Genomic DNA, 19,342 nt, shown 5'->3' with positions numbered 1-19,342 from the left:
CACGAAAACCACTACCCAACAACACAACTCGGCATCACACCGAACCCACACCAATTACCACGCAAAATCCGGGCTAGGCCCCAGCCCGCGCCGAAGCCCCCAAATCAGCCGATTTGGGGGCTTCGACATTTTGAGTGGAACACGAAACCAACGGGGTGGCGGGAAACTTGGCCGAAAGCCGCCATCCGGTTGGTTTCGCGCTTGGGAAAGCCGAAGTCCGCGCCGACAACCAGTTCGCCGGCTGGTTTACGGCTGGGCCTTCAGTCCCGGCATCACGTAGCGGCGCACGTGCGCGAGCAGTTCGTCGGCGTTGTTGGCGTCCAGCCGCTGCCCGGGCATCGTGGCCAGCGACAGGATGACGCGGGCGATCCACTCGGCGGCGTCGTCGATGTCGGTATCGGGGTGAATTTCGCCGTTGTCGCGCGCGGCGACGAGGTAGCGGGACCAGAAATCGGCGAGGTCGGGCACCAGGCCCTGCACGCCGGCGCCGGCGCAGGCGGCGAACTCGTCGGGCTCCTCGACGCGCAGCTTCATCAGCAGGGCCCCGGGATCGTCATAGGCGGTGCGGCCGTGCTGGATTCCGGTGACGATCTGGTTGTCCAGGCCTTCGATCGACGCCAGCATGGCGTGCGCGTCGCTCCAGTAGGCGTTGTTGAGCCGGACGATCGCGGCGCCCAGCAGCGTCACCTTGTCCGGGAAGTGCCGGTACAGCCAGCCGCGGGAGACGCCGGCGGCCTCGGCGACCTCGGATACCGTCGTGGCGCGAATTCCCTTGGCGCGCATGCACTCTTCGGCGGCGTCGATCAGTCGATCACGCACGCTCTTCGGGGATTCTGGGCTTGCCACCGGGATGTCTCCTCACATGTCAACCGGGCGAACGACGATTCTGCCAGGGCGCTGACGCTAGTGCGCTACCCGTCAAGCATGGTAGACACTTCCAGGAATCTGTTCACTCGGGTGGTTCTCGTGATCGCCCATGCCCCGGGAGCCCACATGGCGGACACCCTTCAGCAGTTGCTTCGCGAACGCGCCGACCAGGACACCGTCGCCGTCAAGTACGGCGAGGCGACCTGGACCTGGCGAGAGTACGTCGCCGGAGCCCGGGCGCAGGCCGCAGCCCTGATCGGCCAGGCCGACCCGATGCGGCCGCTGCATGTGGGCACGCTGCTGGGCAACACCCCGGACATGCTCACGGCGCTCGCTGCCGCGGCCCTGGGCGGTTACGTGCTGTGCGGCATCAACAACACCCGTCGCGGTGCGGCGCTCGCCCGCGACATCGCCCGCGTCGAATGCCAGATCGTCCTCGTCGACGCCCAACACCGCGACCTGCTCGACGGTGTCAGCCTGCCCGGCGTCACCATCGTCGACGTCACCGCGACCGAGTGGCCGCAGCAGGACCTGACCCCACATCGTGAAGTCGGGACCGACGACACCTTCATGATGATCTTCACCTCCGGCACCAGCGGTGAGCCCAAGGCCGTCGAGGTGGCGCACTCCATCGTGCTGTTCTCCGCGGCGGCACTCGTGCAGCGCTACGAGCTGACCGAGAAGGACACCTGTTATCTGGCGATGCCGCTGTTCCACTCCAACGGCGTCTACGCCGGCTGGGGCGTCGCACTCGGCTCCGGCGCGGCGATGGCGCCCGCGCAGTTCTCCGCGTCGGGTTTCCTCCCGGATATCCGCCGCTACGGCGCGACCTACATGAACTACGTCGGCAAGCCGCTGGCCTACATCCTGGCCACCGCCGAGCAGCCCGACGACCACGACAACCCGCTGCGGGTGGCGTTCGGCAACGAGGCCGCCGACCGCGACATCGACGAGTTCAGCCGCCGCTTCGGCTGCAGCGTGTGGGACGGCTTCGGTTCGACCGAGCTCGCGATCATCATCACCCGCTCCGAGGGCACCCCGGCCGGCAGCGTCGGCAAGGGTTTCCCGGGCGTCGCCGTCTACGACCCGGAGACCGTCCAGGAGTGCGAGGTGGCCCGCTTCGACGAGACCGGCGCGCTGATCAATGCCGAGGCGGCCACCGGCGAGCTGGTGAACACGAACGGCAGCGGCATGTTCCGCGGCTACCACAACGACCAGGGTGCGACGGACGAACGGCTGCGGCACGGCATGTACTGGTCGGGGGACCTGGCCTACCGCGACGCCGACGGCTGGATCTACCTCGCCGGCCGCACCGCCGACTGGATGCGCGTGGACGGAGAGAACATCACGGCGGCGCCCATCGAACGAATCCTGTTGCGGCACCCGGTGATCAGCCGCGTCGCGGTCTACCCGGTGCCCGACGAGTTCGTCGGCGACCAGGTGATGGCCGCCATGGTGCTGCGCGACGGCCAGGCCCTCAACCCGAAGGCGTTCGCGGAATTCCTGGCCGCGCAGCCGGACCTGTCCCCGAAGTCCCGGCCGCGGTACGTCTGGATCGCCGACGACCTGCCCAGCACCGCGACCAACAAGATTCTCAAGCGGGAACTGGTTGCGTTGGGCACCGATCCGGCCGGCCGGGTGCTGTGGAAACGCGACGGCACGGAGTACGCGCCACTCGCCGAAAACTGATTTCGGCGATCGTGTCCCCGCATTGGGTCCCCGTTCGTCTCACTGCTGTTGGACGATCAACCCAAAAGGAGCCACCGATGAAATACGCAACGCTGATCTACATCAAGCCGGGCAGCCACGACACCGACATCACCGAGGAAGAGCACGCGGCCCTGTCGGCCGAGTACGCCGCGCTTCGTCAGGACCCGCAGTGCGTCGGTGGCGGCCACCTGCAACCCGTCGAAACCGCGACGTCGGTTCGGGCCGACCTGATCACCGACGGTCCCTTCGCCGACACCAAAGAGGTGTTCGCCGGCTATTTCGTCATCGATGCCGAAAATCTCGACGAGGCCATCAAATTCGCCCAGCGGATCCCGGCCGTGCGGCTCGGTGGCGGCGTCGAGGTGCGGCCGCTCTTCGAGGTACCCGTGGAGACGGGCTACTGATCGACGCCATCTTCCAGCGCGAGTGGGGCCGGGTCCTGGCCGCGCTCATCGGCATCCTCGGCGATTTCGAGCTCGCCGAGGATGCCGCGCAGGAGGCATTCGTCCGCGCTGCCGAGCGGTGGGCCCGGGACGGTGTGCCCGATGCGCCGGTGGCCTGGCTGGTGCGGACCGGCCGCAACGTGGCGATCGACCGGTTGCGCCGCGAGCAGACGCTGCGCGCCAAAACCCGGCTGCTCCACGCCGATCAACAGGCAATCACCATGGACGACATCGACCTCGATGACAGCACCATCGGCGACGACCGGCTGCAGCTGATCTTCATGTGCTGCCATCCGGCCCTGGCGCGCGACGCCCAGGTGGCGCTCACGCTGCGGGCGCTCGGCGGGCTGACCACTGCCGAGATCGGGCGGGCCTTTCTGGTCTCCGAGGACACCATGAAGCGTCGCCTGTCCCGCGCCAAGGCCAAGATCAAGGCGACGAACATCCCTTTCGCCCTGCCGGCCGACCGGTTGCTACCTGACCGCGTGACGACGGTGCTGGCGGTGATCTACCTGATCTTCAACCAGGGCTTCACCGAGCGGGATGACCTCGCCGCCGAAGCGATCCGCCTCGGCCGTCTCCTCGCCGACCTCTTGGCCGACGAACCCGAGGCCTACGGGTTGCTGGCCTTGATGCTGCTGCACGATTCGCGGCGCGCGGCCCGTGTGGTCGACGGTCGGGTGGTGCCGCTCGCCGAGCAGGACCGCACGCGGTACGACCAGGCCAAGGTCGACGCCGGGCGGGCCGCGCTGGACCGCGCGCTGGCCCTGCGGCTGGCCGCCGGGCCTTACGTGCTGCAGGCCGCCATCGCCTCACTGCAGGCCGACGAAGAGATCGACTGGCCCGAGGTCGTGGTCCTGTACGAGCGGCTGGAAGCGCTCACCGGATCCCCTGTGGTGGCGCTCAATCGTGCGGTGGCCGTCGCCGAGGCCGGCGATCCCGCCCGGGCGCTGGAGCTCATCGATGCCCTTGACCTGGGCGATTATCGCTATCTGCCGTCGACCCGGGCGGAATTGCTGCGTCGCTTGGGCCGCACCGGAGAGGCACGGACCGCCTTCGAGCGCGCGCTGGCATTGGCGACGACCGAACCGGAGCGACGATTTCTGGAGCGTCGCCTCGCCGAGCTGGGGCAGCGCGGTGCCGCGGAATAGTCGCCGGCCCGGAGGCGTTTAGGACCTTGGCGGCTGACCTGGCATAATCGACCGCCGAACCCCCTCGGCTCCGGTTCACGTCCGAATTCTCGGGCGACCCGGCGCCATCGATCACAGAGGACCATGAAATGAAATCGGGTATTCACCCCGCATACGTCGAGACCACCGTGGTCTGCGGTTGCGGCAACAGCTTCCAGACTCGTAGCACCAAGGAAAGCGGCCACATCGTGGTCGAGGTGTGCTCGCAGTGCCACCCGTTCTACACGGGCAAGCAGAAGCTTCTCGACACCGGCGGCCGCGTGGCCCGCTTCGAGAAGCGGTACGGCAAGCGCAACGCCGGCTCGAAGGCCGCGTCCGAGAGCTAGCTTCGTCAACGGCGCCCGATCTGTCGCATTCGCGTCAGGTCCGGGCGCCGTTTTCGTATCCAGCATCCGGCACCCCAGAACAACCGCAGGAGTCCGAAAGTGGCACAGACCGATACCGCGCCCCGCATCGAGGCACTGCTGGCCGAGCACGCCGACCTCGAGCGGCAGCTGGGGGACCCGAACCTGCACGCCGACGCCGGCGCCGCCCGCAAGGTCGGTCGCCGGTTCGCGCAGGTGTCGCCGATCGTCGTGACCTACCGCAAGCTCGAGGCCGCCCGGGGTGACCTCGAGGCGGCCCGCGAGCTGGCCGCCGAGGACGCCGCGTTCGCCGCGGAGGTGCCCGAGTTGGAGGCCCGCGTCGCCGAGCTGGACGCCAAGCTGACCGACCTGCTGGCCCCGCGCGACCCGCACGACGCCGACGACGTCGTCCTCGAGGTGAAGTCCGGGGAAGGCGGCGAGGAATCGGCGCTGTTCGCGGCCGACCTCGCGCGCATGTACATCCGGTACGCCGAGCGTCATGGCTGGACCGTCACCGTGCTCGACGAGACCTGGTCGGACCTCGGCGGCTACAAGGACGCCACCATCACGATCGCCAGCAAGGGCGATTCGGCCGACGGCGTGTGGTCGCGCATGAAGTTCGAGGGCGGTGTGCACCGCGTGCAGCGCGTGCCCGTCACCGAATCGCAGGGCCGCGTGCACACCTCGGCCGCTGGCGTCCTCGTCTACCCGGAGCCCGAAGACGTCGAGCAGGTGCAGATCGACGAATCGGACCTGCGGATCGATGTCTACCGTTCGTCCGGCAAGGGCGGTCAGGGCGTCAACACCACCGACTCGGCGGTGCGCATCACGCACCTGCCCACCGGCATCGTCGTGACCTGCCAGAACGAACGCTCGCAGCTGCAGAACAAGGCCCGCGCCATGGTGGTGCTCGCCGCGCGTCTGCAGGCGCTGGCCGAAGAGCAGGCCGCGTCCGACGCGTCCGCGGACCGCGCCAGCCAGATCCGCACCGTCGACCGCAGCGAGCGCATCCGGACCTACAACTTCCCGGAGAACCGGATCGCCGACCACCGCATCAACTTCAAGGCCCACAACCTCGACCAGGTACTCGACGGCGATATGGACGCGCTGCTCGACGCCCTCGCGGCCGCCGACAAGCAGGCCCGGCTCGCCGAGGGTGAATAGCATCCGGCAGGCGCTCGACGAGGCCACCGCGACGTTGGCTGCGGCGGGCATCGATTCCGCCCGCGTCGACGCCGAGTACCTGGCGGCGCACATCGCCGGAGTCGATCGGGCCCGGCTGCTGTTCGTCGAGCCGGACCCGACGTTCTTCGCCGGCTATGGCGACCTCATCGCGCGTCGCGCACAACGAATTCCCTTGCAGCACTTGATCGGAACCGCGGCATTCGGTCCGGTGGAAGTGCACGTCGGTCCGGGGGTGTTCATTCCGCGGCCGGAGACCGAGGCCCTGCTGGAGTGGGCCATGAACCAGCCGTTGCCGCCGAGCCCGGTGATCGTGGACCTGTGCACGGGCTCGGGAGCGCTGGCCCTGGCGCTGGCGCACACCTGGCCGCAAGCGCAGGTCGTGGCCGTCGAGAAGTCCCCGGAGGCGTTGGCCTATGCCCGGCGCAACTGCGCCGGCAGCGCCGTCGAGGTGCTGGAAGCCGACGTCACCGTTCCCAGCCTGCTGTCAGACAGGACCGGCACAGTGGACCTGCTGGTGTCCAACCCGCCGTACATTCCGGACGGCGCCGATCTCGACCCCGAAGTCATCGACCACGACCCGGCAGGCGCCCTGTTCGGCGGGCCCGACGGCATGTCCGTCATCGTGCCGATCATCGCGCTGGCGGCCCGGTTGCTGCGTCCCGGCGGCAAGTTGGGCATCGAACACGACGACACCACAGCCGATCAGGTGGTGGCCGCCTTGGACCGCGACGGTACGTTCGGTGACATCACCGCGCGGCGCGACCTGACCGGGCGGCCCCGGTTCGTCACCGCGACCCGACGGTAAAACGGGTCATGGCAACCGACGAAACGCTTGCGTGAGGAGTGAAGGATGGAGACGTTCGACTGCGGTGATGCGGCCAAGCGCGCCACCGGGATCGCCTCGGCTATCAGTGCGCTCAAGGGCGGCCGCCTGGTCGTGTTGCCCACCGACACCGTCTACGGCCTGGGTGCCGACGCCTTCAACAGCGAGGCCGTCGCGGCGCTGCTCGCTGCGAAGGGGAGGGGCCGCAACATGCCGGTCCCGGTGCTCGTCGGTTCCTGGCGCACCATCGACGGGCTCGTCTACGCCGTGCCCCCGGCGGCCCGGGACCTGATCGAGGCGTTCTGGCCCGGCGCGTTGAGCCTGGTCGTGCGGCAGGCCCCGTCGCTGTCGTGGGACCTCGGTGACACCAACGGCAGCGTCATGCTGCGCATGCCCTTGCACCCGGTGGCCATCGAGCTGCTGCGTGAGGTCGGCCCCATGGCGGTGTCCAGCGCCAACATCTCGGGCCAACCGCCCGCGGTCAACGCCGACGAGGCGCGGGCGCAGCTGGGCGAAAAGGTCGAGGTCTACCTGGACGCGGGACCGGCGACCAAGCAGGCCGCGTCCACGATCGTCGACCTGACCGGCGCGACGCCGCGGGTGCTGCGGGAGGGCCCGATCTCGCTCGCGCAGATCGCCGAAGTGCTCGGAGTCGAAGCGGAGTCCCTGACCGGCGAGGTGTCGTGACCGTAGTTGCCGACGCAGGCCGGCTGCTCGCGCAGATCGACCGGGGCACCGGGGTTCCCCTCCGGGAGCTCGTTCTGGTCGGTCTGACCGCGGCGATCATCACCTACTTCGCCACGGGCTGGGTGCGGGCGCTGGCGTTCCGGTTCGGCGCCGTGGCCTACCCGCGTGAACGCGACGTCCACGTCCAGCCGGTCCCGCGGATGGGCGGGCTGGCCATGTACATCGGGGTGGCGGCCGCCGTCCTGCTGGCGTCCCAATTGCCCGCACTGACCCGAGGTTTCGTCTATTCGTCCGGTATGCCCGCGGTGGTGGTGGCGGGCGGCCTGATCATGCTGATCGGCCTGATCGACGATCGCTGGGGCCTGGACGCCCTGACGAAGTTCGCCGGCCAGATCACCGCGGCCAGCGTCCTGGTCACCATGGGCGTCGCGTGGAGTGTGCTGTACATCCCGATCGGCGGCGTCGGCACCATCGTGCTGGACCAGGCGTCGTCGATCCTGCTGACCCTGGCGCTGACGGTGTCGATCGTCAACGCGATGAACTTCGTCGACGGCCTCGACGGTCTGGCCGCCGGGCTGGGACTCATCACCGCTTCGGCCATCTGCATCTTCTCGGTCGGGCTGCTGCGCGACCACGGCGGTGACGTGCTGTTCTACCCGCCCGCCGTCATCTCCGTGGTGCTCGCCGGCGCGTGCCTGGGCTTCCTGCCGCACAACTTCCACCCGGCCCGCATCTTCATGGGCGACTCCGGGTCCATGCTCATCGGCCTGATGCTGGCGGCGGCGTCGACCACGGCGGCGGGCCCGATCTCGCAGAACGCCTACGGCGCGCGCGACGTTTTTGCTTTGCTGTCGCCATTCCTGTTGGTCGTTGCGGTGATGTTCGTACCGGCCCTCGACATGCTGCTGGCCATCGTGCGCCGCACCCGTGCCGGACTCAGCCCGTTCAGTCCCGACAAGATGCATCTGCACCACCGGCTGCTGCAGATCGGTCACTCGCACCGACGCGTCGTGCTGTTGATCTACCTATGGGTGGGCATCGTGGCGCTGGGGGCGGCCAGCACCATTTTCTTCGACCCCCGGTACACCGGTGCGGTGATGCTCGGGGCCATCCTGCTGGCCGCCATCTTCACCCTGATTCCGCTCCTGCGGCGGCGCGATGACCTGCCAGAAGGCGAGTACGACAAAAAGTAGTAGGTGCCCGTTTTCGGGTGCTCACCATGTGGTACGGTTCTGGCAGAACCCGAAAAACCTCGCGGGTTGCCGGCCCGGCCCATCGGTTCACACAAGCCGATCGGCGCCGAATGACGACCGACAAAGGGAGCTTCCCCTTGGGTGATTCCAGTGTGCCCGACGCGCTCGATGTGACCTTCGATACGCTCTGTGGGCACGCACACAGGATTGCCAGGTATATGGGGACGGCACTCGTGACCGCGGGATTGAGGTGAACACCATGACGACACCAGCGCAGGACGCGCCTTTGGTGTTGCCGGCAGTGGCTTTTCAGCCCGTGCGCTTGTTTGCTATCTCGCTCCTCGTGACAGCCATCGCACTCGGTGGCGGCTACGCAGTGAGCGGCAATCTGAAGTTCGGCGCCTTCTTCGGTCTGGGGATGGCGCTCGGTCTGGCCAACGCCATGATGGTCCGTCGCGCGGTTGCCAAGGTCACCGCCAAGGACCACCCCCTGAAGATGCAGATGGCCGCCAACTCCGCCATGCGGTTGGTCGCCATCTCGGTGATCGCCCTGCTGATCACGTGGTTCTTCAAGCCAACCGGTATCGGCGTGCTGTTCGGGGTGGCTTTGTTCCAGGCGATTCTTGTCATGAGCACCGCATTGCCGGTGATGAAGAAGGTCCGCGCCGGCCAACGTAACGGTGGCGGCGGCGACCAACCAGAAGCACACGACGGATCAGAAGCAAAGGACTGACGACCCAAGTGATTCAACAATTCACCGCCGAGGCCGCCATCGAGGTCGGCCACCACGAGCAGCACGAGCTGTGGGGCTACACCTTCAACGTCGACACGATCATCGCCACCAGCGTGGCCGCGGTCATCGTCATCGCGTTGGCGTTCTTCGTGAAGGCCAAGGTGACCTCCACCGGTGTGCCGGGCGGTGTACAGCTGTTCTTCGAGGCCATCACCATCCAGATGCGCCAGCAGATCGAGACCGCGATCGGCATGAAGATCGCGCCGTTCGTGCTCCCGCTGGCCGTCACGATCTTCACCTTCATCCTGATCTCCAACTGGCTGTCGGTCCTGCCGGTGCAGTTCGGTGGGGAAGACGGTGGCGCGAAGGAACTGCTGGCCCCGCCGGCCTCGGACATCAACTACGTGTTGGCGCTCGCGCTGTTCGTGTTCCTCTGCTACCACGCTGCGGGCATCTGGCGCCGGGGCGTCTTCGGCCACTTCAAGAAGCTGCTGAAGGGCCACGTCGCGGTCCTGGCGCCGATCAACATCGTCGAGGAGATCGCCAAGCCGGTCTCGCTGTCGCTCCGACTCTTCGGCAACATGTTCGCCGGCGGCATCCTGGTCGCGCTGATCGCGATGTTCCCGTGGTACGTGCAGTGGGCGCCGAACGCCATCTGGAAGACCTTCGACCTGTTCGTCGGCCTCATCCAGGCGTTCATCTTCGCGCTGCTGACGATCCTGTACTTCAGCCAGTCGATGGAACTCGACGAGCACCACTGAGTACCCGCAAGACCTGTAGGAACCACAAATAAGACCCTGGTAGCGCAGCTACCAGTTACCAAGGAGGAAAAAGAGAATGGCCGACGCAGCAACGAACGCCACTATCATCCAGGGCGCCCTCATCGGCGGTGGCTTGATCATGGCCGGTGGCGCCATCGGTGCCGGTATCGGTGACGGTATCGCCGGTAACGCGCTGATCTCGGGCATCGCCCGTCAGCCGGAGGCCCAGGGCCGCCTGTTCACCCCGTTCTTCATCACCGTCGGTCTGGTGGAAGCCGCGTACTTCATCAACCTGGCCTTCATGGCGCTCTTCGTGTTCGCCACCCCGGGCCTGTCGTAATCCGTCGACATGGGTGAATTGAGCGCAACCATCCTGGCCTCGGGCCAGGCAGCAGCGGAAGGCGGCGGGGGTCAGAACTTCCTGATCCCCAACGCGACCTTCTTCGTCGTGCTGATCATCTTCCTGATCGTGCTCGGCGTGATCGGCAAGTGGGTTGTGCCACCGATCAGCAAGGTCTTGGTCGAACGCGAGGAAATGCTGGCCAAGACCGCTGCTGACAACCGGAAGTCGGCTGAGCAGGTGGCCGCCGCAGAGGCGGACTACAACGCGGCGATGGCGAGCGCTCGCACGGAGGCTTCGGCCATCCGTGACGAGGCCCGCAACGAGGGCCGCAAGGTCGTCGACCAGGCGCGTGCAGCGGCGAGTGGTGAGGTGGCCGAAACCCTCAAGGGTGCCGACCAGGCACTGTCCGCACAGCGGCAGTCCACACAGACCGAACTGCAGTCGTCGGTCGACAACCTGTCCCAGACGCTGGCGAGCCGCATTCTCGGCGTCGAGTTGGCGGCTGACGTGAAATCAGGCGGGAGCCAGTAGATGGAAATCTTCATCGGGCAGCTGATCGGCTTTGCCGTCATCGTGGCCATCATCTGGAAGTACGTGGTACCTCCGGTGAAGGGCATGATGGCCAAGCAGCAGGAGGCCGTTCGCGTCGCGCTGGCCGAAAGTGCCGAAGCCGCACAGAAACTCGCCGACGCCGACAAGATGCACGCCAAGGCTCTTGCCGACGCGAAGGCCGAGTCGGCCAAGGTGACCGACGAGGCCCGGCACGATTCGCAGCGCATCGTGGAGCAGCTCACCGAGCAGGCCGCCATCGACGCCGAGCGGATCAAGGCACAGGGCGGCCAGCACGTCGAGCTGATGCGCCAGGGCGTCATCCGCGAGCTCCGTCAGGAGCTGGGCGCGGAATCCGTCGCCAAGGCCGACGAGCTGGTGCGGCGCTACGTCGCCGAGCCCGGCGCGCAGGCCGGCACCGTCGACCGCTTCCTCGACGATCTCGAGCAGATGGCCCCGTCCTCGGCCGAGGTCGGTACCCACGCCGAGGTGAAGCTGCGGGCCGCGAGCCGGGAATCACTGACCGCGCTGGTCGAGAAGTTCGACGCGACCGCCAACGGCCTGGATGCGGCCGCGCTGACCGCGCTCGCCGATGATCTGGCCGCCGTCGCCCGCCTGCTGCTGACCGAGGTCAACCTCGGCCGGCACCTGGCCGAGCCCGCCGACAACCCGGCCCCCAAGGTCGCTCTGCTGGACGCGGTGCTGTCCGGCAAGATCGGCGCCAACGCACTGGAGCTGCTGCGTTCCGCGGTGTCTTCGCGGTGGTCGGAGCAGTCCGACCTGGTCGACGCCGTCGAGCACGTCGCTCGCCTGGCACTGATCAAGCGGGCCGAGGTCAGCGGTGACGTCGCCGAGGTCGAGGATCAGCTGTTCCGGTTCAGCCGTGTGCTGGACGCGCAGCCGCGCCTCTCGACGCTGCTCGGTGACTACGGCACCCCGGTCGACGGCCGAGTTGCCTTGCTGGACAAGGTCCTCACCGGTGCCAACGGCTCGGTCAACAGCACCGTCAAGGCGCTGCTGACGCAGACCGTGAGCCTGCTGCGCGGTGAGCGTGCTGACCAGGCCGTCCTTGATCTGGCCGAGCTGGCAGTCGCCCGCCGCGGCGAGGTGGTTGCCCACGTCGAAGCGGCCGCGGCCCTGTCGGATGCCCAGCGCACCCGACTGACGTCGGTCCTGACCCGCATCTACGGTCACCCGGTGTCCGTCCAGCTGCATGTCGACCCGAGCCTCCTCGGTGGTCTGACCATCACCGTCGGCGACGAGGTGATCGACGGCTCCATCTCGTCACGACTGGCCGCCGCCTCCAACCGGCTGCCCGACTAACTCCGAAACACCCAAGACTAGGAAGACCAAAAACCATGGCAGAGTTGACAATCTCGGCTGCTGATATCGAAGGTGCCATCGAGAACTACGTAACGACGTTCTCGGCCTCGACCGATCGTGAAGAGATCGGCACTGTCGTCGACGCCGGTGACGGCATCGCACACGTCGAGGGTCTGCCCTCGGTCATGACCCAGGAGCTCCTCGAGTTCCCCGGCGGTGTTCTGGGCGTGGCCCTGAACCTCGACGAGCACAGCGTCGGTGCGGTCATCTTGGGTGAGTTCGAGAAGATCGAAGAGGGCCAGCAGGTCAAGCGCACCGGCGAGGTGCTCTCGGTGCCGGTCGGCGACGAGTTCCTCGGCCGCGTCATCAACCCGCTGGGTGAGCCGATCGACGGCCAGGGCGAGATCAAGGCCGAGACCCGTCGTGCCCTCGAGCTGCAGGCCCCGACCGTCGTTCAGCGCCAGAGCGTCAGCGAGCCGCTGCAGACCGGTATCAAGGCCATCGACGCCATGACCCCGATCGGCCGCGGCCAGCGTCAGCTGATCATCGGTGACCGCAAGACCGGCAAGACCGCCGTCTGCGTCGACACCATCCTGAACCAGCGCGAGGCCTGGGAGACCGGCGACCCGAAGCAGCAGGTGCGCTGCGTCTACGTCGCGATCGGCCAGAAGGGCACCACCATCGCCAGCGTGAAGCGCGCGCTGGAAGAGGGTGGCGCCATGGAGTACACGACCATCGTCGCGGCTCCCGCCTCCGACCCCGCCGGCTTCAAGTGGCTGGCCCCGTACACCGGCTCGGCGATCGGTCAGCACTGGATGTACAACGGCAAGCACGTCCTGATCGTGTTCGACGACCTGTCCAAGCAGGCCGACGCCTACCGCGCCATCTCGCTGCTGCTGCGTCGCCCGCCGGGCCGCGAGGCGTTCCCGGGTGACGTCTTCTACCTGCACTCGCGTCTGCTGGAGCGTTGCGCGAAGCTGTCCGACGAGCTCGGTGGCGGTTCGATGACGGGTCTGCCGGTCATCGAGACCAAGGCCAACGACATCTCGGCGTTCATCCCGACCAACGTCATCTCGATCACCGACGGTCAGTGCTTCCTGGAGTCCGACCTGTTCAACCAGGGTGTCCGCCCGGCCGTGAACGTGGGTGTGTCGGTGTCCCGCGTCGGTGGTGCCGCCCAGATCAAGGCGATGAAGGAAGTTGCGGGTTCGCTGCGTCTGGACCTGTCGCAGTACCGCGAGCTGGAGGCCTTCGCGGCCTTCGCCTCGGACCTGGACGCCGCTTCGAAGGCTCAGCTGGACCGCGGTGTGCGCCTGGTCGAGCTGCTGAAGCAGCCGCAGTACAGCCCGCTGGCCGTCGAAGACCAGGTTATCGAGATCTTCCTCGGTACCCAGGGCCACCTGGATTCGGTTCCGGCCGAAGACGTTTCGCGCTTCTCGTCCGAACTGCTGGAGCACGTGAAGGCCAGCCACGCCGACATCCTCACCGGGATCAAGGAGACCAAGAAGCTCTCCGAGGAGAACGAGGAGAAGCTGGTCTCGGTCATCAACGAGTTCAAGAAGGGCTTCGCCGCCTCCGACGGCAGCTCGGTCGTTGTCAAGGAAGCCGAGGCCGAGGCCCTGGATCCTGCTGAGCTCGGCCAGGAGTCGGTCAAGGTCAACAAGCCGGCACCGAAGAAGGCCTAGGTAACCAATGGCAGCCACACTGCGCGAGCTACGCGGACGTATCAAATCCGCCTCGTCGATCAAGAAGATCACGAAGGCGCAGGAGCTGATCGCCACGTCGCGGATCGCCAAGGCGCAGGCCCGGGTTGATGCAGCCCGGCCCTACGCCACCGAGATCACCAACATGCTCACCGAGCTTGCGGGGGCCAGCGCGCTGGACCACCCGCTGCTCGTGGAGCGGGAGAACCCGCGCCGTGCCGGCGTCCTGGTGGTGTCGTCCGACCGCGGCCTGTGCGGCGGTTACAACGCCAACGTGCTGCGTCGGGCCGAGGAACTGTTCACGTTGCTGCGCAACGAGGGCAAGGAACCGGTGCTGTACGTCGTCGGCCGAAAGGCCTTGGGGTACTACAGCTTCCGTCAGCGCGCCGTCGCCGAGTCGTGGACCGGCTTCTCGGAGCGTCCGGAGTACGCCAATGCCAAGGAGATCGCCGACACCCTGGTGACGGCGTTCATGTCGGGTGCGGACGATGAGGGTGACGAACCGGGTGCCGACGGCGTCTTGGGCGTCGACGAACTGCACATCGTGTCGACCGAGTTCAAGTCGATGCTGTCGCAGACCGCCGAGGCCGTGCGGATCGCACCGCTGGCCGTCGAGTACACGGGGGAGCCGACCGAGGTCCACACCCTGTACTCGTTCGAGCCGAGTGCGGACGTGCTGTTCGACGCGTTGCTCCCGCGCTACATCGCGACCCGTGTCTACGCGGCACTGCTTGAGGCCGCGGCCTCGGAGTCGGCTTCGCGTCGACGCGCCATGAAGTCGGCAACGGACAACGCCGACGACCTGATCAAGGCCCTGACCCTCGCCGCGAACCGCGAGCGCCAGGCCCAGATCACCCAGGAAATCAGCGAAATCGTCGGTGGCGCCAACGCGCTGGCCGACGCGAAATAGGCCCCGTAGGAAGCGAAGAGAGATATGACTTCTGCCGTAGAGACCAAGACCACTGGTCGCGTGGTTCGCATCACCGGCCCGGTGGTGGACATCGAATTCCCGCGTGGCTCTGTGCCCGAGCTGTTCAACGCTCTGCACGCCGACATCACCTTCGGTGCGCTGGCCAAGACCCTGACCCTCGAGGTTGCCCAGCACCTCGGTGACAACCTGGTGCGCTGCATCTCGATGCAGCCGACCGACGGCCTGGTGCGTGGCACCGACGTCCGCGACACCGGCGCCTCCATTTCGGTGCCCGTCGGCGACGGCGTCAAGGGCCACGTGTTCAACGCCCTGGGTGACTGCCTCGACGAGCCGGGTTACGGCAAGGAGTTCGAGCACTGGTCCATCCACCGCAAGCCGCCGGCCTTCGCCGACCTGGAGCCCCGCACCGAGATGCTGGAGACCGGTCTGAAGGTCGTCGACCTGCTGACCCCGTATGTGCGCGGTGGCAAGATCGCCCTGTTCGGTGGTGCCGGTGTCGGTAAGACGGTTCTGATCCAGGAGATGATCAACCGTATTGCCCGCAACTTCGGTGGTACCTCGGTGTTCGCCGGTGTCGGCGAGCGCACCCGTGAGGGCAACGACCTGTGGGTCGAGCTCGCGGACGCCAACGTGCTCAAGGACACCGCGCTGGTGTTCGGCCAGATGGACGAGCCGCCAGGCACCCGTATGCGCGTCGCCCTGTCGGCACTGACCATGGCCGAGTACTTCCGCGACGAGCAGAACCAGGACGTGCTGCTCTTCATCGACAACATCTTCCGGTTCACCCAGGCCGGTTCCGAGGTCTCGACCCTGCTGGGTCGTATGCCTTCGGCCGTGGGTTACCAGCCGACGCTGGCCGACGAGATGGGTGAGCTCCAGGAGCGCATCACCTCGACCCGTGGTCGTTCGATCACCTCGATGCAGGCCGTGTACGTGCCCGCCGACGACTACACCGACCCGGCCCCGGCCACCACGTTCGCCCACCTGGATGCCACCACCGAGCTTTCTCGTGCGGTGTTCTCCAAGGGCATCTTCCCGGCCGTGGACCCGCTGGCGTCGTCCTCGACGATCCTGCACCCCAGCATCGTCGGCGACGAGCACTACCGGGTCGCTCAGGAAGTCATCCGAATCCTGCAGCGTTACAAGGACCTTCAGGACATCATCGCCATCCTCGGTATCGACGAACTGTCGGAAGAGGACAAGGTGCTGGTGTACCGCGCCCGTAAGATCGAGCGCTTCCTGAGCCAGAACATGATGGCCGCCGAGCAGTTCACCGGCCAGCCGGGTTCGACGGTGCCGCTGAAGGAGACCATCGAGGCGTTCGACCGTCTCGCCAAGGGCGACTTCGACCACCTGCCGGAGCAGGCGTTCTTCCTCATCGGTGGTCTCGACGACCTGGCGAAGAAGGCCGAAAGCCTCGGCGCCAAGCTGTGATCGCTGTAGCTACTCGAGCACGAAAGGTGGTGTGACATGGCCGAAATGGACGTCGAGATCGTCGCCGTCGAGCGCGCGCTGTGGACAGGCAAGGCCACATTCGTCTTCACTCGCACCACCGCCGGCGAGATCGGCATCCTGCCCCGGCACATCCCGTTGGTCGGCCAGCTGGTCGAGGACGCGATGGTCCGGGTCGAGCGTGAGGGCGAGGATGATCTGCGGATCGCCGTGTCGGGTGGGTTCCTCTCGGTAACCGAGGACACCGTGCGGATTCTGGTTGAAGATGCGGCGCTGGAGTCGGAGATCGATGCGCATGCGGCCAAGGCCGATGCCGCATCCGACGACGAGGCGACCGCTGCGTGGGGCCGGGCGCGTCTGCGCGCCGTAGGCCAGCTCGACTGATACTCCGATGAGCGCGTCCATGTTGATGATGGTCGCGCTCGTCGGCGTGTTGGTGCTGGCCGTTGCCGCACTGAGTTATCGGCTGTGGAAGTTGCGTCAGGTTGGCGGTACTGCCGCCATCCTGCGCGACTACCCAGCTGCCGGCGGCCACGGGTGGCGGCATGGAGTCATGCGCTACCGCGGTGGTGAGGCCGGCTTTTATCGTTTGTCGAGCCTGCGCTGGTGGCCCGACCGGACGCTGTCCCGTCGTGGCCTGGAAGTTGTTGGGCGCCGCGCCCCACGGGGCGACGAATTCGACATCATGACCATCGAAACGGTCATTCTCGAGCTGCGCGACAACAGTCCCGAACGGCGCAACGGTTACGAAATCGCTTTGGACCGTGGGGCTTTGACGGCTTTCACGTCGTGGCTGGAGGCCCGGCCGTCGCCGCGGTCCCGCCGCCGCGCGGTCTGAATTCCCCTATTGAGTTCCGGTGTTGTCGGATTGCGGCGTCCCACCGCCGGGCTGCCACAGCACATCGCCATCCGGGTTCGCGACCCGCGACAGGATGAACAGCAGGTCCGACAGCCGATTCAGATATTTCGCCGGCAGGACGCTGACCGAATCGCCGTGTTCCGCGATCGCCTGCCAGGCCGCCCGCTCCGCGCGCCGGACCACGGTTCGGGCCACGTGCAGGTATGCCGACAGGGGAGTGCCACCGGGCAGGATGAACGACGTGAGCTTCGACAGCGGCTCGTTGAATTCGTCACACCAGCCTTCCAGCCGGTCGATGTACGGCTGGGTGATCCGCAGCGGCGGGTATTCGGGATTCTCGACCACCGGGGTCGACAGATCTGCTCCGGCGTCGAACAGATCGTTCTGAATCTGCAGGAGTACCAAGCGGATTCGTTCGTCCGGGGCGCCCGCGGCGACCGCGACGCCGATCGCGGCGTTGGCTTCGTCACAGTCCGCGTAGGCGGCCAGGCGCGCGTCGTTCTTCGACACCCGGCTGAAATCGCTGAGCCCGGTCGACCCATCGTCACCGGTCCGGGTATAGATGCGGGTCAGGTGCACGGCCATGGGTGAAACCGTACCCGCGGTGACCTGTTCGTTGTCTGACACCGGCCCTCGCCGCTGTTTACACTTAGCCGCGTGAGCGAGCGTTTCGTGGTGACCGGGGGTAGCCGGTTGTCCGGCGAAGTTGCCGTGGGGGGCGCGAAGAACAGCGTGCTCAAGCTGATGGCCGCGGCGTTGTTGGCCGAGGGCACGACCACGATCACCAACTGTCCGGACATCCTGGATGTGCCATTGATGGCGGAGGTGCTCCGCGGTCTCGGGGCGACCGTCGAGCTCGAAGGCGATGTTGCCCGAATCACGTCGCCCGACGAGCCGAAGTACGACGCGGACTTCGCCGCGGTCCGGCAGTTCCGCGCCTCGGTGTGTGTGCTCGGCCCATTGGTGGGGCGCTGCAAGAAGGCGAAGGTCGCGCTGCCCGGCGGTGACGCGATCGGTTCGCGGCCCCTGGACATGCACCAATCCGGTCTGCGGCAGCTCGGCGCGCGATGCAACATCGAGCACGGCTGCGTGGTCGCCGAGGCGGACCACCTGCGTGGTGCGGAGATCCAGCTCGAGTTCCCGTCGGTGGGTGCGACCGAGAACATCCTGATGGCGGCCGTGCTCGCCGAGGGTGTGACGGTCATCCACAACGCCGCGCGGGAACCGGACATCGTCGATATCTGCGACATGTTGAACCAGATGGGTGCCAAGGTCAGTGGGGGCGGGACCTCGACGCTGACCATCACCGGCGTGGACAAGCTGCATCCGACCGAGCACCGGGTGATCGGTGACCGGATTGTGGCCGCGACCTGGGGAATTGCCGCGGCGATGACGCGCGGTGATGTCGCCGTCACCGGGGTGGACCCGCAACACCTGCAGCTGGTGCTGCACAAACTTCACGATGCCGGCGCGACCGTCACCCAGCACGACAACGGTTTCCGCGTCGTGCAGTACGAACGGCCGAAGGCCGTCAACGTCGCGACGCTGCCGTATCCGGGATTCCCGACCGACCTGCAACCGATGGCCATCGGCCTGGCATGCATCGCCGAGGGCACCTCGATGATCACCGAGAACGTGTTCGAAGCACGGTTCCGCTTCGTCGAGGAGATGATCCGCCTGGGCGCCGACGCCCGGACCGACGGACATCACGCGGTGGTCCGCGGAATTCCGCAGTTGTCGAGTGCCCCGGTGTGGGCATCGGATATTCGCGCCGGCGCCGGCTTGGTGTTGGCGGGATTGGTCGCCGATGGCGACACCGAGGTTCACGACGTTTTCCACATCGATCGCGGGTACCCGTTGTTCGTGGAGAACCTCGTGAGTCTGGGCGCGGAGGTCGAACGGGTCAGTTGACGGGGATTGGCGTGTCGCGCTGACGGTTCCGACGGACCCCTGTGCGACGCGTTTTCGCCCAAAAACCGGCCATATGCAGGCGTTTTGTAAAATCAAGATCGGCCCGCTAATCTATTCAACGTCAAGAACGAGCGGGGCCGAAAAAGCCCAGAGCAAGAGCTTGACAGCCCGACCAAGAGATAGTAGGTTGGTGGGGTTGCCCGAAAAAGGCGTGTTGTTTGAGAACTCAATAGTGTGTTTGGTGGTTTTTGTTTGTTGTTTTTTGACTGCACCTCGTGTTTTCCCGTTTGTGGGGTGTGGTTGTTTTTTTGATGCCAGTTTTTGGTGTCTTTTGT

Annotated in this window: 22 protein-coding genes; 19 read left to right on the top strand and 3 right to left on the bottom strand. The window is 66.7% G+C overall.

All coding sequences use genetic code 11. From position 1 onward, the window contains the following. Positions 1 to 246: 246 nt before the first annotated feature. Complete coding sequence (locus ACJH7A_RS28540; RefSeq protein WP_212812505.1) at positions 247 to 846, bottom strand: TetR/AcrR family transcriptional regulator; 600 nt, start codon at positions 844 to 846, stop codon at positions 247 to 249. 147 nt (positions 847 to 993) lie between these two features. On the opposite strand from ACJH7A_RS28540, the gene fadD1 reads away from it, so the two are divergent. The 18 genes from fadD1 (at position 994) to ACJH7A_RS28450 (ending at position 17,075) form a co-directional block, all read left to right on the top strand. After that, the gene (gene fadD1 / locus ACJH7A_RS28535) at positions 994 to 2,556 is read left to right on the top strand and encodes a fatty-acid--CoA ligase FadD1 (RefSeq protein ID WP_406803172.1); all 1,563 of its coding nucleotides are present in this window, start codon (positions 994 to 996) and stop codon (positions 2,554 to 2,556) included. A 77-nt stretch (positions 2,557 to 2,633) separates the two neighbouring features. Continuing rightward, positions 2,634 to 2,981, top strand: a complete 348-nt coding sequence (locus ACJH7A_RS28530; RefSeq protein WP_406803171.1) for a YciI family protein — start codon at positions 2,634 to 2,636, stop codon at positions 2,979 to 2,981. Beyond that, complete coding sequence (locus ACJH7A_RS28525) at positions 2,894 to 4,171, top strand: RNA polymerase sigma factor (RefSeq protein ID WP_406803174.1); 1,278 nt, start codon at positions 2,894 to 2,896, stop codon at positions 4,169 to 4,171. The genes ACJH7A_RS28530 and ACJH7A_RS28525 overlap by 88 nt, the downstream gene beginning before the upstream one ends. 128 nt (positions 4,172 to 4,299) lie before the next feature. Further along, on the top strand, positions 4,300 to 4,536 hold the full coding sequence (rpmE, locus tag ACJH7A_RS28520) for a 50S ribosomal protein L31 (protein WP_212812502.1): 237 nt from the start codon (positions 4,300 to 4,302) through the stop codon (positions 4,534 to 4,536). Between the two features lie 99 nt (positions 4,537 to 4,635). Beyond that, positions 4,636 to 5,718, top strand: a complete 1,083-nt coding sequence (gene prfA / locus ACJH7A_RS28515; protein ID WP_346416889.1) for a peptide chain release factor 1 — start codon at positions 4,636 to 4,638, stop codon at positions 5,716 to 5,718. Further along, complete coding sequence (prmC, locus tag ACJH7A_RS28510; protein WP_406776220.1) at positions 5,711 to 6,544, top strand: peptide chain release factor N(5)-glutamine methyltransferase; 834 nt, start codon at positions 5,711 to 5,713, stop codon at positions 6,542 to 6,544. The genes prfA and prmC overlap by 8 nt, the downstream gene beginning before the upstream one ends. A 45-nt stretch (positions 6,545 to 6,589) precedes the next feature. Continuing rightward, positions 6,590 to 7,249, top strand: coding sequence for an L-threonylcarbamoyladenylate synthase (locus ACJH7A_RS28505; RefSeq protein WP_406803170.1), 660 nt, complete (start codon positions 6,590 to 6,592; stop codon positions 7,247 to 7,249). Beyond that, the gene (locus ACJH7A_RS28500) at positions 7,246 to 8,442 is read left to right on the top strand and encodes a glycosyltransferase family 4 protein (RefSeq protein WP_043397025.1); all 1,197 of its coding nucleotides are present in this window, start codon (positions 7,246 to 7,248) and stop codon (positions 8,440 to 8,442) included. The genes ACJH7A_RS28505 and ACJH7A_RS28500 overlap by 4 nt, the downstream gene beginning before the upstream one ends. Positions 8,443 to 8,701: 259 nt before the next feature. Continuing rightward, positions 8,702 to 9,175, top strand: a complete 474-nt coding sequence (locus tag ACJH7A_RS28495; protein ID WP_029105839.1) for a hypothetical protein — start codon at positions 8,702 to 8,704, stop codon at positions 9,173 to 9,175. Between the two features lie 8 nt (positions 9,176 to 9,183). Next, positions 9,184 to 9,936 (top strand): F0F1 ATP synthase subunit A, encoded by a 753-nt coding sequence (atpB, locus tag ACJH7A_RS28490; RefSeq protein WP_174814043.1) that lies wholly within the window; start codon positions 9,184 to 9,186, stop codon positions 9,934 to 9,936. A gap of 76 nt (positions 9,937 to 10,012) precedes the next feature. After that, complete coding sequence (locus ACJH7A_RS28485; protein ID WP_020104130.1) at positions 10,013 to 10,276, top strand: F0F1 ATP synthase subunit C; 264 nt, start codon at positions 10,013 to 10,015, stop codon at positions 10,274 to 10,276. Positions 10,277 to 10,285: 9 nt separating this feature from the next. Next, the gene (locus ACJH7A_RS28480) at positions 10,286 to 10,810 is read left to right on the top strand and encodes a F0F1 ATP synthase subunit B (protein ID WP_212812499.1); all 525 of its coding nucleotides are present in this window, start codon (positions 10,286 to 10,288) and stop codon (positions 10,808 to 10,810) included. After that, entirely contained in the window at positions 10,811 to 12,151 is a 1,341-nt protein-coding gene (locus ACJH7A_RS28475) for a F0F1 ATP synthase subunit B/delta (RefSeq protein ID WP_212812498.1), read from the top strand. It abuts the gene before it with no gap. A 35-nt stretch (positions 12,152 to 12,186) separates the two neighbouring features. Beyond that, complete coding sequence (gene atpA / locus ACJH7A_RS28470) at positions 12,187 to 13,836, top strand: F0F1 ATP synthase subunit alpha (RefSeq protein WP_212812497.1); 1,650 nt, start codon at positions 12,187 to 12,189, stop codon at positions 13,834 to 13,836. A 7-nt stretch (positions 13,837 to 13,843) separates the two neighbouring features. Beyond that, entirely contained in the window at positions 13,844 to 14,764 is a 921-nt protein-coding gene (locus ACJH7A_RS28465) for a F0F1 ATP synthase subunit gamma (RefSeq protein WP_212812496.1), read from the top strand. Positions 14,765 to 14,788: 24 nt separating this feature from the next. Then, positions 14,789 to 16,219 carry a F0F1 ATP synthase subunit beta gene (gene atpD, locus ACJH7A_RS28460; RefSeq protein WP_029105840.1) on the top strand — a complete coding sequence of 477 codons (1,431 nt, stop codon included), beginning with the start codon at positions 14,789 to 14,791 and terminating at the stop codon, positions 16,217 to 16,219. 36 nt (positions 16,220 to 16,255) lie between these two features. Further along, a complete protein-coding gene (locus ACJH7A_RS28455) occupies positions 16,256 to 16,621 on the top strand; it encodes a F0F1 ATP synthase subunit epsilon (RefSeq protein WP_020104136.1) in 366 nt (121 codons plus the stop codon). Positions 16,622 to 16,628: 7 nt separating this feature from the next. Beyond that, positions 16,629 to 17,075: a DUF2550 domain-containing protein gene (locus ACJH7A_RS28450; protein ID WP_212812495.1), complete on the top strand. Its 447-nt coding sequence runs from the start codon at positions 16,629 to 16,631 to the stop codon at positions 17,073 to 17,075. A gap of 6 nt (positions 17,076 to 17,081) precedes the next feature. Here ACJH7A_RS28450 and ACJH7A_RS28445 read toward each other — a convergent pair whose 3' ends face one another. Continuing rightward, entirely contained in the window at positions 17,082 to 17,681 is a 600-nt protein-coding gene (locus tag ACJH7A_RS28445; protein WP_212812494.1) for a cob(I)yrinic acid a,c-diamide adenosyltransferase, read from the bottom strand. A gap of 72 nt (positions 17,682 to 17,753) precedes the next feature. Here ACJH7A_RS28445 and murA point away from each other — a divergent pair, with 72 nt between their 5' ends. After that, a complete protein-coding gene (gene murA, locus ACJH7A_RS28440; protein ID WP_060998843.1) occupies positions 17,754 to 19,007 on the top strand; it encodes a UDP-N-acetylglucosamine 1-carboxyvinyltransferase in 1,254 nt (417 codons plus the stop codon). Positions 19,008 to 19,118: 111 nt separating this feature from the next. Here the strand turns inward: murA and ACJH7A_RS28435 are convergent. Continuing rightward, a partial coding sequence (locus tag ACJH7A_RS28435) for a hypothetical protein (RefSeq protein WP_406803168.1) occupies positions 19,119 to 19,342 on the bottom strand: 224 nt, incomplete at its 5' end.

The organism is Mycobacterium sp. SMC-17 (assembly GCF_045310915.1).
Taxonomy (GTDB): Bacteria; Actinomycetota; Actinomycetes; order Mycobacteriales; family Mycobacteriaceae; genus Mycobacterium.
Note: the sequence above shows the minus strand (reverse complement) of the source record. Positions and strands in the feature narration are given on the sequence as shown.

What these genes read in the sequence shown, in the direction of transcription:
- fadD1 (WP_406803172.1), top strand. Translation starts at nt 994, where the DNA reads ATGGCGGACACCCTTCAGCAGTTGCTTCGCGAACGCGCCGACCAGGAC.
- ACJH7A_RS28530 (WP_406803171.1), top strand. Translation starts at nt 2,634, where the DNA reads ATGAAATACGCAACGCTGATCTACATCAAGCCGGGCAGCCACGACACC.
- rpmE (WP_212812502.1), top strand. Translation starts at nt 4,300, where the DNA reads ATGAAATCGGGTATTCACCCCGCATACGTCGAGACCACCGTGGTCTGC.
- ACJH7A_RS28505 (WP_406803170.1), top strand. Translation starts at nt 6,590, where the DNA reads ATGGAGACGTTCGACTGCGGTGATGCGGCCAAGCGCGCCACCGGGATC.
- ACJH7A_RS28495 (WP_029105839.1), top strand. Translation starts at nt 8,702, where the DNA reads ATGACGACACCAGCGCAGGACGCGCCTTTGGTGTTGCCGGCAGTGGCT.
- ACJH7A_RS28485 (WP_020104130.1), top strand. Translation starts at nt 10,013, where the DNA reads ATGGCCGACGCAGCAACGAACGCCACTATCATCCAGGGCGCCCTCATC.
- ACJH7A_RS28480 (WP_212812499.1), top strand. Translation starts at nt 10,286, where the DNA reads ATGGGTGAATTGAGCGCAACCATCCTGGCCTCGGGCCAGGCAGCAGCG.
- ACJH7A_RS28475 (WP_212812498.1), top strand. Translation starts at nt 10,811, where the DNA reads ATGGAAATCTTCATCGGGCAGCTGATCGGCTTTGCCGTCATCGTGGCC.
- atpA (WP_212812497.1), top strand. Translation starts at nt 12,187, where the DNA reads ATGGCAGAGTTGACAATCTCGGCTGCTGATATCGAAGGTGCCATCGAG.
- ACJH7A_RS28465 (WP_212812496.1), top strand. Translation starts at nt 13,844, where the DNA reads ATGGCAGCCACACTGCGCGAGCTACGCGGACGTATCAAATCCGCCTCG.
- atpD (WP_029105840.1), top strand. Translation starts at nt 14,789, where the DNA reads ATGACTTCTGCCGTAGAGACCAAGACCACTGGTCGCGTGGTTCGCATC.
- ACJH7A_RS28455 (WP_020104136.1), top strand. Translation starts at nt 16,256, where the DNA reads ATGGCCGAAATGGACGTCGAGATCGTCGCCGTCGAGCGCGCGCTGTGG.
- ACJH7A_RS28450 (WP_212812495.1), top strand. Translation starts at nt 16,629, where the DNA reads ATGAGCGCGTCCATGTTGATGATGGTCGCGCTCGTCGGCGTGTTGGTG.
- ACJH7A_RS28445 (WP_212812494.1), bottom strand. Translation starts at nt 17,681, where the DNA reads ATGGCCGTGCACCTGACCCGCATCTATACCCGGACCGGTGACGATGGG.